Raw genomic sequence first — 17,228 nt, forward strand, 5'->3', positions numbered from 1 at the left:
AAGAGGTTGTTTTATGCGCCTCGTTTAACGGCCTCTTTTTCGAATGGGTTTCGTTTTGATGAAAGCTTTAGAAAGAACGGGAAGTTGAGAGCTGTGCTCGAAAATCACCCGTTCGCACTTAAGCTTGAGTTAAATAAGAAAACTATTTGAAAAGCAGCCTTGATCTTTTTTGCTTCTGTTTTTTGTATCAAGATAAAAAATGAAGTCGGGTTTGGGATGAAATCCCAATACGATATTGTTATTTAGGGCTCTATTATTTAATTAGCTTAATATTGTAAAAAAATAAACACAAAGTTTACCTCGTTTGCATTTACCTTGCATGAGGTAAGCTTTGTTTTAATTAAAGTATCAGTTTATTATGAAATCAAGATTAATCACATTTGTTTTATTTCTTATAATTGCGGTAAATATGCAATCTCAAAATCCTAATTTCCATATTTATTTATGTTTCGGACAATCTAATATGGAGGGCTCTGCCGATATTGAGGAGCAGGATAAGCTTCCGGTTGAAGGGTTTAAAGTAATGGCTTCTACTGATTGTGATAAAAACGGACGAGAAATAGGGAATTGGTACGATGCTGTACCCCCTTTAAGTCAGTGTTGGGCAAGGTTGTCACCTTCTGATTATTTCGGACGAACCATGGCTGCTTGTACACCAGATAGTATTGAGGTAGGTGTAATTAGTGTTGCTGTTGGTGGTTCTGATATTCGTTTATTCGACAAAGCAATTTATCAAGATTATACAGATTCTTATCCGGCACAATGGTTTATTGATCAGGTGAATGCTTACGGAGGTAATCCTTATGAGCGATTGATAAGCTTAGCAAAGCAAGCTCAAAAGGATGGTGTAATTAAGGGCATATTATTGCATCAGGGCGAAACCAACGAAAGAGATCAGAACTGGCCTAAGTATGTAAAGGTAGTATACGATAATATGTTGCGTGATTTGTCGCTTAATGCAGAAGATGTTCCTTTGTTAGCTGGCGAAGTTGTGCATGCTGATATGGGAGGACAGTGTTCAAGTATGAATACAATCATTAATACATTACCATATACTATTCCTACGGCCCATGTTATTTCTTCAAGTAAATGTAGCGTTAGTGAAGATAATGTGCATTTTGACTCTGCGGGTGTGCGAAAGTTAGGTAGAAGATATGCTACTGAGATGCTTTCAATCTTAGGATATTAATAATCAATTGTAATAGAAAAGAATTTAAGATGAGATATTTTATTTCAATGCTACTTGTGGTAATGTTGTTTGCTGCCTGTAGTCATGAAAATGCAGATGTGATTAAAATAAAAACCAGTGAAGTAATTAGTACCAATTTTATTGGTAATGGAGTTCAGTGGTCGGCTTATCCGCATGCAGATACAGAGAATGCTGTTTGGGGGAAGTTAATGACTGACGAAAAGTGGGATATGAATTTCACTAGACTAAACTACATGAAACCGAAGCTTTTTAGAGTTTGCGATCAGGCCAACTGGCGTTATATGGTTGGGTTTGATAAGCAAGGCAATCCAATTCTCGATTTCGATACTCCGGAGGTAAAAGCAGTTGAAAAAATATTTGATTACGCCCAAGAAAACAATATTACGGTTTTAATAGGCGAATGGGGAACGCCCTATAAAATGCACGATAAAGATGCAGGTCATTCCGATAAGTTTTTTGGTGCCAACGATCCTAAATGGATCAATAGCATTGTGGCTTATCTCGATTATTTAATCAATACCAAAGGATATACCTGTATTAAGTATTATAATTTGGTTAACGAACCAAACGGCGATTGGGCTAGTGTAAAAGGCGATTTTGTTGAGTGGAGCGAGGGTGTTAAAATGTTAGTGTCAGCTTTAAAAGAAAAAGGTTTAGATAAACAAATATCAGTAGCTGGACCCGATGCTGTAACTCGTTACGATAATCCACGATCAACATACACAGGTGCTGGTTGGGTTGAAGAATCAGCTAAGCAATTAGGTGACGAAATTGGTATTTTCGAAGTGCATGATTATACCGACCATGAATTGGTTCGATCAGGTGGTTTTAAAAAATACCATGGCGATATCGCTAAGTATGCTAAAGACGCCGGTAAGCAAATTATATTTGGCGAATTAGGTTTTAGTCGCAATAGTGAAGAAAATCAAGCGCGCGCTAAAGCAGACCCTTTTGCGTGTGAAGATAGCCAAATGGAGGTGTATGATTATAGTTATGGAGTGGATATGGCCGATGCTTTAATTCAAAGTATGAATGCGGGTTATTCAGGGGCGGCAGCTTGGGCGCTAGATGATGCGATGCATACCTTAGATGATTTAGGGTTTAAGCACCAAATTAAGCGTTGGGGCATGTGGAATAGCTTAGGCACAGAGTTAGCTAATAATCCAGAGGACGAAAATATCCGCCCTTGGTTCTATTCTTGGTCTTTAATGTGTCGTTACTTCCCAACGGGGAGTGCAATTGTAAATACGGATGCTTCTGGTAAAGATGGTGTTCGTATCACAGCCGGAGTTTTAAATGAAGATATCACAGTTGCTTTGGTTAATAATTCAAGCGTTCAAGATACTCTTGCTCTTGATTTATCAATGGCTACTCACCTTCAAAAGTTTGTTTACCAAGAGGGTAATTCAAAGGTGGATGACAATGGTTTTCCCATGGCTGTGGCGTCAAATATCAAAGCAAGTAATAATTTCGAAGTTATTCTTCCTGCCAAGAGTTTTGTTCTTCTTACCTCTTTAAAATATTAATAATGATAAATATAAGTTCAATAGATATAGCCATCATTGCGGCCTTTTTAATAGGTATAATATGGTGGGCATTACGCAATGGTAAAAGCGACGATTCGGATTCGTACTTCCTAGCAGGGCGTAATATGAAATGGCCTGTTATTGGTCTTTCGCTTTTTGCAGCCAGTGTCTCTAGTTCTACTCTTATGGGGCACTCCGGTGAGGGTTTTATTACGGGTATTGCTGTTTTTAACTATAACTGGATTTCGGTTTTGGTAATGGTGTTCTTTGCCTTGTTCTTTTTACCGTTCTATATAAAGTCAGGGATTTTTACGATGCCTGAATTTCTAGAGAAGCGATTTGATAAAACATCAAGATACTATTTCTCATTCATTACAATTTTTGGTAATGTATTTTTAGATGCTGCAGCTACTTTATATACGGGGGCGTTAATAATTAAACTAATTTTCCCCGAGGTAGATTTATTTGTGATAATTGTAATTATGGCAATTGTTGCGGGTAGTTATACAATTGTAGGAGGTTTGTCATCGGCTATTAATGCAGATATGATTCAGGCCATTATCTTAATTATAGGTTCTGGTATTCTTTATTTCTTTGCCTTACACGAAATTGGTGGATGGGAAGAGTTGTATAATCGATTTGGCGACGGTGTTTGGTTAAAACTTACGCGTCCGCTCGATGATCCAACAGTTCCTTGGCTAGGTATGTGGGTAGGTATTCCTATTTTAGGATTTTATTTCTGGGCCAATAACCAAGTTATGGTACAGCGTGTGCTTTCAGCAAAAAATATCGATCACGGTAGAAAAGGGGTTTTGTTTGTAGGATTCCTATATCTATTTACATTATTTATTTTTATCCTACCGGGATTAATTAGTAGAGGTATTAATTTGTTTGGAGTTGAAAATTTACCAATGGATATTATTCCAGGTGGTGAACTTAAATCTCAATTCGGAATTAATACTGATCAGGTTTATCCTCGAATGATTGTGAAATTATTGCCAGTGGGACTGATCGGTGTTATTTTAGCAGCTATGATTTCTGCTTTAACATCCACATTAAGTGCTACTTTAAGTTCGGTTTCTACCTTATTTACAATGGACTTTTATCAACGTTTTGATAAAAATGCAGATAGCAAAAAGTTGGTTAAAGTAGGGCGAATCACTTCAATGGTAGTATTGGTGATTGCAATATTCTGGGCGCCTTTTATTCAGCGTTTCGATTCTTTGGTGTCTTATTATCAAGAGGTAGTTTCGTATTTAGCGCCGCCAATTGTAGGAACCTTTTTCTTGGGTTTATTTTGGCAGCGTTCAAATGCCAAAGGTGCACTTTGGGGCTTAATATCAGGTTTATTTATAGCCGCATCCATAATGATTGCTAAATATGTATTTGACATGCCAATTGGGCTACATTTCTTATTGTTAGCTCCAATTGTATTGGTTATTAGTGTACTTGTAAATGTGGTAGTAAGTTTGATGACGCCTCCTCCAAACCCAGTACAAGTAGCTGCAAATACATGGACTAAACAAGTTTGGATTGACGAAACCAAAGAACTAAAAGGTGTAGTTTGGTATAAAAATTTCCGTATTATTTCATTAGGGCTTGTAATCGCTTGTTTTGTGATGTACGCTATCTTCTTTTAAAAAAAACTAACAATTTATATATTGTTGTGTAGGGCTGCCTCAATAGAGGCAGCCTTTTTTTGTTTATACCAGTAATAACTTCTTTATGAAGGTTTGTTTTGTGAGTTAAATTACTCCTTAAATGAAAAAAACCTTTTTATGATTATTTGTTATTTATGTTAATAAATGTTCATAAACTTGTTAAGTAATAATCAATTATACCCATCGTCGTTATTGTCAATATCTCAATTTAGTCCTGTAAGTATTGCTGTGTGTTAAAATAGTTGTGGTTAATTGTTCTTTATAGTATAACTTGGCATAGTAATTGCAAAGTCAAGTATATCAAGCATTGAGTGTGTTTGTGTTCCTAAATACCTAAGTGAAAAATTCATTATATCATTATAAATTAGTCTTATTTGTAGTGTTTGTTATTTTAAAAAGTTGGAGTTAATTTTTTCTTAAATAGATGTTAATGTCTGTGAAGGCATTTCATAATTTTTATAATAATATGAATAAAAAAAATTGGGTATTGAATGTTGCTTTTCTCGCAATGTTATTTTGCGGCTTCTCTTCCGTAGGGGTGGCGCAGAGTGTGCGAGTAACAGGAACCGTGAGGGATTTTTCTGGGGAATTACTACCTGGAGTTAATATTGTGGAGAAAGGTACTTTTGGAGGTACTATTACCGATTTTGATGGTAATTATTCGATAGAGGTTTCTTCTCAGGAAGCTGTTTTGATGTTTTCTTCAATTGGACTTCTTGATTCGGAAGTTCTAGTAGGAGGGCAAACAACCATTGATGTTATCTTAAAGGATGAAGTGTTAGATATTGATGAGGTTGTGGTTGTTGGTTATGGTTCTATGAAAAAAAGTGATGTTACAGGATCTGTAACTTCAGTAAAAACAGAACAATTGTCTTCTATACCTGCCAATTCGGTTGAGGGTACTTTACAAGGACGTGTAACTGGTTTGCAGGTAATTAATTCATCACAAGAGCCTGGTGGTGGATCTGATGTACGTATTCGTGGAGGTAGCTCAATTAATGGTAGTAATGCTCCTTTGGTTGTTGTTGATGGTTTTCCATTGGGCGAGGCTGGTAATTTATCGCAAATTAACCCTAACGACATTGAGTCGATGGAGGTATTAAAAGATGCATCGGCATCTGCTATTTACGGTTCTCGTGGAGCTAATGGGGTAATCATGATTACTACTAAAAAAGCAAAAGAGGGTGTTATGAAGGTTGAAGTGCACCAACAAACAACCATTAACCAGTTTAGCTCTACTCTTTTAACTTGGGAAGATCCAGCTTTAATGGCACGCTTAAGTAATGAAGAAATGACAAATGCAGGTTTGGCACCTTTATATATAGGAGCGCCAAATGCAAATGGTGTATATTACCCGTCTATTTCTGAAATTGAGTCAGGGGCATGGAATCATAATACGGATTGGGCTGATTTAGTATTTAGAAATGCACCTGTGTCAAATAACACATCGGTTTCTTTACGTAGTGCTAACGAAACTACATCGTTTAGTTTATCAACAAACTATGTGAAAGAAACAGGTATGCAAGTTGGCGACGATTACGAAAAAGTAAATATAGCGGCAAACATACAGCATAAGTTTAGCGATAGGTTAACGGTTTCTACCTCTCAAATCTTTTCAAAGGATGCCAGAGACAGAAATGAAGGTTTGGCCTATTGGAGAAATCCACTTTGGCCAGTCTATGGACCTGATGGCGATTATTTTAAAAGTTTCGAGCAGGATTTTGAGCATCCATTGGCTCGTTTAAACTTAGTAGATAATAAAACAGAAGGCGTTGATTATATCTCTAATTACGGTTTAAATTATAATATTACTTCTGATATTACTATAAGTAGCCAGTTAAATTACAGATATCAATCTTCAATCAATAATGCATATAATCACAGTCAGCATACCGAAGATGGATTCTTTAATAATGGTGCAGGTTATGTAAATAATAGTGAGCGCCACGAGTTACTTTCAGAAACCTATATTACTTACGATAAATGGTTCGATGATAAAAACCATTTTACTGCAATGGCGGGTCATTCGTATCGCGATGTTACACGCAATACTTCCGATTTAAGTGCTTTTGATTTTGTAAACGAATCATTAGGAAACGGAAATATGGGAACAGGTAATCCTTCAATGAATAGGATTGGTAATTATTACGAGAATGAAAGAATGTTATCTTTTTATGGTAGAGTAAATTATATTTACGACGATCGTTTCTTAGTAACCGGTACAATTCGTTCAGATGCATCATCTAAATTTGGTGCTAATAATAGAACAGGTTATTTCCCATCTGGAGCTGCAAGTTGGAAAATGCATAATGAAGAGTGGATTCAAGACTTAAATGTTTTTGATGAATTAAAGCCACGCGTGAGTTATGGTGTTTCTGGTAACCAAGATATTAATCCATATAGTGGAATTGGTAGATACGGAAGTGAAAGATATTATTCAAACGGATCGTGGAACACAGGAATTGGTCCTGGATATGAAGGTGGACGTTACGGTGATTATTGGCAGTATGTGGAGTGGCATGGTTTGTCAAATCCTGACTTAAAGTGGGAAACTACAAAGCAATTAGATATTGGTCTTGATTTTGCCTTCTTCAACAGACGTTTACGTGGTCACTTCGATTACTATCATAAAAAAACAGAGGATTTATTAGATCTAGTAAACCTTCCACTTTCATCAGGTTACGATAAAGTGTTGATGAATAATGGTGTTATTCAAAATCAAGGTATTGAGTTAGGTTTAGATGCTAACGTAGTAAATACTAAAGATTTCTCGTTAAACGCTAATTTTGTTTTCTCGCGCAACCGTACAGAGGTTCTTGATTTTGGATCAGCTGAAGAGTCAGGTTTACAAACCGATCCGAATACCGGAATGTTATTCAGATTTAGAGGAGATGGTTATATCGATCAATTTCGTCAAGGTGCAACATTGTTAGCTATTGGTCAGCCACTAAATGTTTTTTATGGTTATAAAACGGATGGTATTATACAATCTGTTGAAGAGGGACATGCAGCAGGTCTTACTGGTCAGCAAGCGCAACCTGGTGAGTTTAAATATGTAGATTTAAACGGAGACGGAATGCTTAGTCCTGATGACAGAACAATCATCGGAGATCCTAATCCTGATTTTATGGCAAGTTTAACACTTGATTTAAATTATAAGAATTGGGATTTATCTATGTTCTTTAATGGTGTGTTTGGTAACGATGTAATATATGTTGATCGTTTCAATCAGCCAGATGCTAAACCACTACGTTGGACTCCTGATAATCAAACCAATTTATACCCTAGTTTAAATGCAACACGTCAGTACTTATTTAGTGATGCATTTATCCAAGATGGTTCGTTTGTTCGTCTGCAAAACATCGTGTTAGGATATACTTTTGATGTTAATAAGGTTGATTTTATTTCATCGGCAAGAGTGTATGTAAATGCATCCAATTTATTTACATGGAGTAAGTTCGAAGGTTACGACCCTGAAGTAGGCTTAAATGGTATCTACAATGGTGGCTATCCACTCTTAAGAGGATTCACTTTCGGACTAAATGTATCATTCTAATAAACAGTTATCATGAATAAATTATATATACAAATAGTACTAGCCCTAACGGTATTGTTTTCGTCATGTAATCTTGACGAGAACCCAAGGGGAATTTATCACGACGATAATTTTTACAAATCGGTATCAGATGCTGAAGCAGCTATTTATTATGCTTACAATACCTTCAATTTTATTGAGTATCACCGTGGTATTTTCAGTATTGGAGAATTACCGGCTGATCTTGTAGATCTTAAAAATGACGAGTCAGTAGATTGGCATAATTTAAATAATTGGAATACAGAGTCGCATGGTATTAACCTTGACCTCGAAAACTTTTATAAATATTGCTACATCGGTATAAACAGAGCCAATGCAATCATCTCAAAGGTGCCTAATAGTGATTTTTCTGATGAATATAAGGAAGCTTTTATTGCCGAAGCAAAGGTAATTAGAGCATGGAGTTATTTTAGCTTAGTGCGAGTTTTTGGTTTAACTCCTCTATCTAAGTCAATAGTTGAGTCAATTGACCAGGCTATACTACCAATGCCAGAGGATTTTGATGAGTTATACGATTTTATTATCGAGGATTTAACGGCTGCCACGGAGGTTCTTAAGGAAAATAAAATTGAAGGTCGTTTTGATTTAGTTGGTACTCAAGCTATACTAGCAAAGGTTTACATAACCATAGCATCAGGTAAAGCAAATAATGCTGCAGGATACCGCACAATGGCTAAGGATGCTAACGATATGTATGCTCAGGCAGCTACGTGGGCAGGTAAAGTAATGTCATCAGGCTCTTATGGTTTTGAAGAGGATTTAGGAACTATTTACGATGTGAATAAGAAAAATGGTCAGGAGCATATTTGGCTATTAAGCATGGATAAATCTGGTGTTGATGAAGGTGAGTACTCTAAAATACCAATGTTATTTTTACCCAATGGAGCTGGTAGTGCGTATCATTTAAAAGTTCCTAATTCAGAGGAGTTTATAAAAACGGCAAATGGTTTTGGTTCTTTTGAGATAGAGGAATCGTTTTACAATTCTTTTGAAGAGGGTGATTTGAGAAAATCATTTATTCAAGGCGATATATACGATGAGAATGGTGTTATTACAGGAAGTGTAACTCCAGAGAGTGATACAATCACTACTATTTTAAGCCGTTTCTCAGTGAAGTATGTTGATCACACTTCTGATAATCAAAAAACAAGTGTAACACCTTTTATGATCCGTTTCACAGATATCGCATTGGTATATGCAGAGGCTGTGGGGCCAGGTGAAGGTTTATCGTGGTTAAACAGAGTAAGGGGTAGAGCTGGACTTAACCCACTTTCAGGAATGAGTTTAGAACAATTCAGACAAGCGGTTATTGAAGAGCGTAAGTATGAATTCGCATTTGAAGCGCAACGTTTATATGATCTTCGTCGTACGGCATCGGTTACAGCCAATGTTCCTAATGCTACACTAAGCGAAGATGATGCTGCCTTTTTTGAGATTCCACAAAAAGAGAAGGATCTAAATCCAAATATTCCTAATTAATCAATCTTCTTATTAAAACAGATATGAATAAAATACTTAGCATATTAGCTCTAGCACTACTTGTAGTGCTAGGAGCTTGTAAACAAGATCTCCTTAAAGATATCAATGATGGAGGTTGGAGTAAAGAGTGTAACATTGAGGTACTACAATTAGAAGGTCAATTAGGTACAGCAGTGATAACACGCGATTTTGACGACGCTAAAATTAAGGTGTACACTATTAAAGAGGATATTGAAGATATATCAAATGTTGAAATTAAAAATATCCAGTTAGCCTATAAAGCAACTTCGTCCGCCACAATCGGAAGTGGGCTCGATTTTACAACAGGTTCTACTACAATAACAGTGGTATCTGATGAAGGAAAAGACCTAGAGTGGATTGTTGAAATGCACGATTTTTCATCTGATATTGAAGGTACTTGGTATATTGGAGAAATAGGAATGTACTGTGATTTATTTACCTGGGAAGACTGGGGATGGGATAAAACAGTACCAATTGCTGATTATTTACCAGCTGTATCGCCTGAATTTGATAACACCATAACCTTTGTTTTAATGGGTTCTGACGAAGATGGAAATACCTTAGGTACTTATATTCACGATGCTGGTCCGAATGGTGAGTTTGGTGATTTTGCTGACGCTTCAAAAGGATGGGATTTTAACGAACGTTTCAGAAAAATTCCGGCAGGTGAAGGTACTTGGTTACGCGATTTTACTCGCAATCAAATCATCATTACAAGTGAAGATGGAGCAGAGTATACAATCGATCTTGAAATTTTAGAAGAGACAGAAGAGCTTAAATTTAATGCAGCCATCCCTTATACACCTGAATATTTTGATTGGGATAACACAGATTATACTTACGAAGAGTTGGCACATATGTCAAACCCAATGTGGTATGTTTTAACTAAAAACTATGAGCCTCAAACGGGTAATAGCATTAGTTACATTTTATTAGAAGAGCAAGAGGGAGATCAGTATATCAACGAAGAGGAAAAATATGTAAGTCTTACAGTTGATATGAATGAAATTAGCGATTTATCAAGTGTTGAGGTATTAGATTATAGAATTTCTTACGCAGCTACTTCAAATATTGAGATAGGTTCAAAACTTGATTTTTCTAATGATTTTAAGGCTAAAGTAAACGTTACTTCTGAAAGTGGTGAAACTGCTGAATGGACTATTGAAATAACACCATCGTATATTTCTTTAGAGGGAACTTGGAATATCTCAGGAATTGAAACTTCATACGATTTCTTCTCATGGGACGATTGGGGATATTGGGGTTCGCTTAATTTATTAGGTGAAAATGCCTTACCTGGTTTACAAGCTGAGATGGATAACCAGTTTGTATTTGCAGTAACTAACAAAAACAACAATGGTTTTGCCGAAGGTACTTTTGAACATCAGGCAGGTAATGATGGCGCTTTTGGTGAGTTTACAAATACTGCACAAGGTTGGGATTTTAACGAGCGTATGCGCCAATTCCCAACAGGTTCTGGTACTTGGAAACAAGATAGAGAAACCAATCAATTAATTCTTACAGTTGGTGGAGAGTCTGTTACTATGGATTTAGATTATAGCAATAGTGGAGTTACTATAAAAGCTGCGTTGGAAGATGAGTTTGATGGCTTCAGTTGGGACGAATGGAATTCGGAAGATGAAATCCGTCAGAATTACCAAATAATTGCGCACTTAAGTAAATACATAAACTATAGCATAGTAAAAGCAAACTAATAATTATCCAGATAAACCATTTGCAATACGTATTGCAAATGGTTTTAAATCACGAATAAAAAAACGAGAGTAATATGAGGAAGTTATTAATATTAGTTAGTATTTGCATTGCTGTAGGCACCCTGTGGGCATGTAAAGATGACGCTTCAAGCGGTATGCCCGATAATAATGCTGCGGCTTTCGTTATCAAAAATACCACTCCAATTTCTACCAATTTTATTGGTAATGGAGCACAATGGGGCGGTTACGATATTATCGAAGAGTGGACCGGCTCAAATGACTTTAACGATGCAGATTGGGCAAAAATGAAGAAGCGCATTGATTTTATGCGTCCTCCTTTTATCCGAATCATGATTGATGCCAATTGGAATTATACTACCAATGGTGAGTATACACCAGAAAAGTCTACTGCAGCCTTCCATAATATGCTGCAATATTGTACCGATAATAACATAACAGTGATGTTTGGCGAGTGGGGCCACCAGTTTATCGATGGAGATAGAAATAACATTGATGAGCAATGGTTAGATCGTTCTATTCAGTTTTTAGACATGCTTATTAATGAGCGTGGTTATACTTGTATCAAGCACTACAATATGGTTAATGAGCCAAACGGAGATTGGTCATCAACCAATTCTGATTATAACTTGTGGAAAACGGTAGCGCAGAAATATCATGCAAAGCTAGTAGAAAGCGGACTGATAAATAAAGTGCAGTTAGCAGGGCCTGATATTGCTGTGTTTAGCGATGCCAATGCTACAAATTGGATTACCAGAACAGCAGCCGATTTTGGCGATGATATGGGCATGTACGAAATTCATACTTATCCAACCAAAAGTGTGGTTAATGGAAGCGGGTATATGAGTGTTCTTGAAGCATACCGAAAAGCAGCACCGGCCGAAAAGCAAATTGTAATGGGCGAAATTGGCCTAAAGTACTACGATGCTGATGCAGATTTACAAGATGAGAATCAAAGCAGAATTGATGCAGATAAATACGCTTCAGATGATAGTAATATGTTTATCTACGATGGTTTTTATGGAGTAGATGTATCGGATGCAATTATTCAAACCATGATGGCTGGTTTTTCAGGCGCATTGGTGTGGGATATGGATGATGCCATGTACAATCAGCCAGAAGGAAATAATTCAAAGAAATTAAAAAGATGGGGATTCTGGAATATTCTTGGCGAAGAGGCCTTTGAAAGTGCTGAAGACGAAGAGTTACGTCCTTTCTATTTCCCAGTTTCTTTATTGTGTCGTTATTTCCCTGCTGAATCAAATATCTACGAAGTTGAATTACCAAACCGTAAAGGGGTACGTGCCGTAGTTGCCGAAAAAGGTGGTGAATATACCATGGCCATTGTTAATTCGCACGTGGTATCTTATCCAGATATTAATATTGAAGCTGAAGTAAGTTTCGATTTCTCAGGCGTAAACAAATTCGAATATATATCTAAAAGTGATGGCTCATTCGAAGGCGAGACTGATGCTGAAGGATTTCCAATTCCTTGTGAAGAGAATATAAATATCGATTTCAGCAACTACAATATCAACGTAGCAGCACAATCAGTTATAATCTTAACAAATATGCAGTAGCATATAAAATACAATTGCTCCTTAGTTTTTACATTAAAAAACAAAGGAGCTCTTAAATATCAAACTAAGAAATATTAAAATTAATAATACGAAAAGATGAAATTAACGAAACATCAAAACAACCCAATCTTAAAACCTCACGCAACAAATCCATGGGAAAACCTTGTGGTATGTAACCCAGGTGTGTGGTACGAAAACGGAAAATTTACTATGCTTTATCGCGCCGCAGGTGACGATGAAGAACATTATATTCGCATGGGTACTGCTGTAAGTACTGATGGTGTAAACTTCGAAAGAGTTTCTGATGAGCCTACTTTTGGTCCTTCTGTTGACGGTCCTGATCAAGGTGGCGTTGAAGATCCTCGTATTGTTAAATTTGGCGATGACTTTTATGTAACTTATGCATATCGTCCACATCACCCAGGTCAGTATTGGAAATTTGCTCACGATGTTATTCTTTTACCAGAAACTAACGAGCACTCACCTGCAGTGATGAAAGACAATATTGCTAACTCAGCTTTAGCAGTAACTAAAGATTTTAAAAACTGGCGTCGTTTGGGTCGTGTAACCGATACTAATTTAGATGACCGTGATGTAATTCTTTTCCCAGAGAAAATTAACGGCAAATACGCCATGCTTCACCGCCCTAAACAATGGATTGGCGAAGGTTATGGCGTGGAGAAACCAGCTATTTGGATTCGTTTTTCTGATGACTTAATGGTGTGGAACGAGCCTTCTACAATGCTTATTGGTGGTATCAATGGTACCTGGGAAGAAAAAGTGGGTGGATCAACTCCTCCGTTAAGAACTGAAGAAGGATGGTTAGTAATCTATCATGGTGTTGAAAACGGCGGAGAAGGTTATTATCGTGTTGGAGTTGCTTTATTAGATCTTGAAGATCCTACAAAAGTAATTGCACGTGCTGAGGACTGGATTATGGAGCCGGAGCACGATTACGAAAAAGAAGGTTTCTATAAAGGATGTGTTTTCCCAACAGGAAATGTAATTATCGACGATACACTTTACGTGTACTATGGTGGTGCTGATAAATATATTGGTTTAGCAACATGTAGCGTAAAAGAAATTTTAGCATTCGTTAAGTCGAATTCTAAAAAATAATTTTTTTAGCCACCACTTATACTTGATTTATTTATTGGTATAGGGGTGGCTTTTTGTTTTATAATTAAAATTTGTCACATGAGATTATTTTCGGCAATATTAATTGCATTAACCATCATGTCTTGTACGCCTAAAAATCAGGTTACTGTAAATATAAATACTACAGATATAGTAACAGAAAATTTTATTGGAAACGGTGTGCAGCTCGATCCTTATCCGCATGCAGACACTAAAGATGCTGATTGGGGTTTGTTAATGACACCTGAAAAATGGGCCCGTGTGTATCACCGTTTAGATTATATGCAGCCGCATTTTATGCGTATTGTTGATCAGGCAAACTGGCGATATCTAAAAGGGTTTGATAAAAACAATAATCCAATAATTGATTTTGATACTGATGAGGAAAAAGTGTTAGAGCAATTATTAGATTACTGTGAAAAAAACAATATTACCGTTCTTCTTGGCGAGTGGGGAGTACCTTATGAGGTGCATGATGTGGATGCTGGCTTTTCAGGAATATTAAAGGGAGCGAACGATCCTGTATGGATTTCGATGATTGTGGATCATTTAGATTATTTAATTAATACTAAAGGGTATACTTGCATCCGTTATTTCAACCTAGTAAACGAGCCTAATGGCGATTGGTCTACCGTTGATGGCGATTACGATCAATGGAGAGAAGGAGCGAGCATGTTGGCCCAAGCTTTACGCGATAAAGGTTTAGATAAAACCGTTACCATTGCCGGACCAGATGCCGTTGCGCATTGCGATAATCATAAATCAGATTATACGGGTATGGAGTGGATTCACCAAGCCGCTGATGATTTAAAAGACGATATGGGCGCACTCGAAATTCATGCGTATCTCGAGGCTCATATTATTAGAGAAGGAAGAATTGAGATTGACTATGCGAATTTAGCAGAGAAAGCACGTGAAGTAAATTTACCTATCCTTTTTGGTGAGTTAGGTACAGATAGAAATAGTGCCGAAAACCAAGCTCGTGTAGCGAAAGATCCATATGCTTGTGAAGATTCGCAAATGGATGTTTACGATTTTTCTTACGGAATTGATATGGCAAATGCTACCATTCAGGTTATGAACACTGGTTTTCATGGTTCTGCTGCCTGGGCTGCTGATGATGCCATGCATACCTTAAACGACCTTGGTAATAAAAATGAGATTAAGCGATGGGGCTTTTGGAATTCATTAGGAACGGAGCTATGTAACAACCCTGCCGATGAAGCTATTCGTCCGTGGTTCTATACATGGTCTTTAACTTGTAGATATATACAGCCGGGTAGTTCAATTGTTAAAACCGAGGTGCTTAATTGCGAAGGTTTGCGCGTTGTAACAGCAGTTAATGGTAAGCAAGTAACAATTGGTATTGTAAACACAACAGAGGCTGATCATAACCTGACTTTAAATGCTGATGTTGCATCAAATGCCTTATTTCAGGAATTTGTTTACGAAGAAAATGCCTATAAAGTTGATGCTGAAGAATTCCCTGTTGCTGAGCAAAACAAGCTTAGCTTTAAGCAAAATCAATTAGATATTTCGGTTGCCGCTAATAGTTTTAGGTTATTAACAACCTATAGCTTTTAGTTCTATTTTAATCTGTAAAATAATATAAATGAGTATTAGTACAATTGATATCACAATCTTAGTAGTGTTCTTGGTGGGCATCATTTGGTGGGCACTCCGCAATGGACAAAGCGAAGATTCTGATTCATATTTTTTAGCAGGGCGAAGTATGAAATGGCCAATAATTGGTCTTTCTTTATTTGCCGCTAGTGTATCCAGTTCAACCCTTATGGGGCACTCAGGCGAAGGGTTTATTTCTGGTATAGCTGTTTTTAATTACAATTGGATTTCGGTATTGGTAATGGTGTTTTTCGCACTTTTCTTTTTACCATTCTATATTAAATCGGGTATTTTCACAATGCCTGAGTTTTTAGAGCGCAGATTCGATAAAAAGTCGAGATACTACTTTTCATTCATCACCATTTTTGGTAATGTATTCTTAGATGCTGCAGCTACCTTATACACGGGTTCATTAATTATTAAACTAATTTTTCCTGAGGTTGATTTATTCCTGATAATTGTAATAATGGCAATTATTGCAGGTAGTTACACCATTGTTGGTGGATTATCATCGGCCATTAATGCCGATGTTATTCAAGCTACCATCCTCATTATAGGATCAGGTATTTTATACTTTTTTGCCATTCATGAGATTGGCGGTTGGGAAGAATTGGCAATGCGTTTTAACGATGGCGTTTGGCTTAAGTTAACACGTCCGCTCGATGATCCTACTGTGCCATGGTTAGGCATGTGGTTGGGTATTCCAATTTTAGGCTTTTACTTTTGGGCCAATAACCAAGTTATGGTGCAGCGTGTTTTATCGGCAAAATCGATAGATCACGGTCGTAAAGGTGTTTTATTTGTAGGCTTCCTTTACTTATTCACATTGTTTATTTTTATCCTTCCAGGATTAATCGGAAGAGGCATCAACTTATTCGATGTTGAGGGCCTACCACAACATATGGTTGATGGGAGTACTTTAAAATCGGCATTCGGTATCAATACCGATCAAGTATACCCTCGTATGATTGTGAAGTTGTTACCAGTAGGGCTTATCGGGATTATTTTGGCAGCTATGATTTCGGCCTTAACTTCGACCTTAAGTGCTACCTTAAGTTCAGTATCTACCCTATTTACAATGGATTTTTATCAACGATTTGATAAAAATGCCGATAGTAAAAAGTTGGTTCGTGTAGGTCGTATCACATCAATAGTAGTATTGGTATTTGCTATTTTTTGGGCGCCTGTAATACAGCAGTTCGATTCGTTGGTATCGTATTATCAAGAGGTAATGTCGTATTTAGCACCTCCAATTGTAGGAACCTTCTTTTTAGGTTTATTTTGGCAACGATCAAATGCAAAAGGCGCCATGTCTGGTTTGTTATCAGGTTTATTTGTTGCCGCAGCCATAATGATTGCAAAATATGTGTTAGGCGTAGAAATAACACTTCACTTTTTATTGTTAGCGCCAATTGTGTTAATATTTAGTGTGGCAGTTAATGTGGTAGTTAGTTTATTAACTCCTGCGCCAAATCCGGTACAAGTGGCGCAAAACACTTGGACGAGAAAAATATGGCACGAAGAAAGCAAAGAACTAGAAGGTGTAGTTTGGTATAAAAACTTTAGAGTTTTAGCCTTAGCCTTGGTTATTGCTTGTTTTACCATGTACGCTATTTTCTTTTAAGCAGAAAGAATAATGTAATATTATTAGGGCTATCTCGGC

Annotated in this window: 10 protein-coding genes; all 10 read left to right on the top strand. The window is 36.9% G+C overall.

What is annotated here, in order from left to right:
• The first annotated feature begins 358 nt into the window (after positions 1-358).
• The 10 genes from A8B35_RS19130 (at position 359) to A8B35_RS19175 (ending at position 17,189) form a co-directional block, all read left to right on the top strand.
• Entirely contained in the window at positions 359-1,189 is an 831-nt protein-coding gene (locus tag A8B35_RS19130; RefSeq protein ID WP_068475008.1) for a sialate O-acetylesterase, read from the top strand.
• A 29-nt stretch (positions 1,190-1,218) separates the two neighbouring features.
• A complete protein-coding gene (locus A8B35_RS19135; protein ID WP_068475010.1) occupies positions 1,219-2,736 on the top strand; it encodes a cellulase family glycosylhydrolase in 1,518 nt (505 codons plus the stop codon).
• Positions 2,737-2,738: 2 nt separating this feature from the next.
• On the top strand, positions 2,739-4,376 hold the full coding sequence (locus A8B35_RS19140) for a sodium:solute symporter (protein ID WP_068475013.1): 1,638 nt from the start codon (positions 2,739-2,741) through the stop codon (positions 4,374-4,376).
• Between the two features lie 487 nt (positions 4,377-4,863).
• Entirely contained in the window at positions 4,864-7,953 is a 3,090-nt protein-coding gene (locus A8B35_RS19145; RefSeq protein WP_068475255.1) for a SusC/RagA family TonB-linked outer membrane protein, read from the top strand.
• A 12-nt stretch (positions 7,954-7,965) separates the two neighbouring features.
• A complete protein-coding gene (locus A8B35_RS19150; protein ID WP_083634542.1) occupies positions 7,966-9,471 on the top strand; it encodes a RagB/SusD family nutrient uptake outer membrane protein in 1,506 nt (501 codons plus the stop codon).
• A gap of 23 nt (positions 9,472-9,494) precedes the next feature.
• Entirely contained in the window at positions 9,495-11,207 is a 1,713-nt protein-coding gene (locus tag A8B35_RS19155) for a hypothetical protein (RefSeq protein ID WP_068475019.1), read from the top strand.
• A 74-nt stretch (positions 11,208-11,281) separates the two neighbouring features.
• Positions 11,282-12,805 (top strand): cellulase family glycosylhydrolase, encoded by a 1,524-nt coding sequence (locus tag A8B35_RS19160; protein WP_068475022.1) that lies wholly within the window; start codon positions 11,282-11,284, stop codon positions 12,803-12,805.
• Between the two features lie 96 nt (positions 12,806-12,901).
• Positions 12,902-13,924, top strand: coding sequence for a glycoside hydrolase family 130 protein (locus tag A8B35_RS19165; protein ID WP_068475025.1), 1,023 nt, complete (start codon positions 12,902-12,904; stop codon positions 13,922-13,924).
• A gap of 78 nt (positions 13,925-14,002) precedes the next feature.
• Positions 14,003-15,526, top strand: coding sequence for a cellulase family glycosylhydrolase (locus A8B35_RS19170; protein WP_068475028.1), 1,524 nt, complete (start codon positions 14,003-14,005; stop codon positions 15,524-15,526).
• Between the two features lie 28 nt (positions 15,527-15,554).
• Positions 15,555-17,189, top strand: a complete 1,635-nt coding sequence (locus A8B35_RS19175) for a sodium:solute symporter (protein ID WP_068475031.1) — start codon at positions 15,555-15,557, stop codon at positions 17,187-17,189.
• The last annotated feature ends 39 nt before the right edge of the window (positions 17,190-17,228 follow it).

The sequence above is a fragment of the Saccharicrinis aurantiacus genome (genome assembly GCF_001660705.2).
Taxonomy (GTDB): domain Bacteria; phylum Bacteroidota; class Bacteroidia; order Bacteroidales; family Marinilabiliaceae; genus Saccharicrinis; species Saccharicrinis aurantiacus.

Bases quoted from the DNA above. Each gene is read 5' to 3' on its own strand.
- A8B35_RS19140 (WP_068475013.1), top strand. From the start codon at position 2,739: ATGATAAATATAAGTTCAATAGATATAGCCATCATTGCGGCCTTTTTA.
- A8B35_RS19150 (WP_083634542.1), top strand. From the start codon at position 7,966: ATGAATAAATTATATATACAAATAGTACTAGCCCTAACGGTATTGTTT.
- A8B35_RS19175 (WP_068475031.1), top strand. From the start codon at position 15,555: ATGAGTATTAGTACAATTGATATCACAATCTTAGTAGTGTTCTTGGTG.
- A8B35_RS19170 (WP_068475028.1), top strand. From the start codon at position 14,003: ATGAGATTATTTTCGGCAATATTAATTGCATTAACCATCATGTCTTGT.
- A8B35_RS19130 (WP_068475008.1), top strand. From the start codon at position 359: ATGAAATCAAGATTAATCACATTTGTTTTATTTCTTATAATTGCGGTA.
- A8B35_RS19155 (WP_068475019.1), top strand. From the start codon at position 9,495: ATGAATAAAATACTTAGCATATTAGCTCTAGCACTACTTGTAGTGCTA.
- A8B35_RS19145 (WP_068475255.1), top strand. From the start codon at position 4,864: ATGAATAAAAAAAATTGGGTATTGAATGTTGCTTTTCTCGCAATGTTA.
- A8B35_RS19160 (WP_068475022.1), top strand. From the start codon at position 11,282: ATGAGGAAGTTATTAATATTAGTTAGTATTTGCATTGCTGTAGGCACC.
- A8B35_RS19165 (WP_068475025.1), top strand. From the start codon at position 12,902: ATGAAATTAACGAAACATCAAAACAACCCAATCTTAAAACCTCACGCA.
- A8B35_RS19135 (WP_068475010.1), top strand. From the start codon at position 1,219: ATGAGATATTTTATTTCAATGCTACTTGTGGTAATGTTGTTTGCTGCC.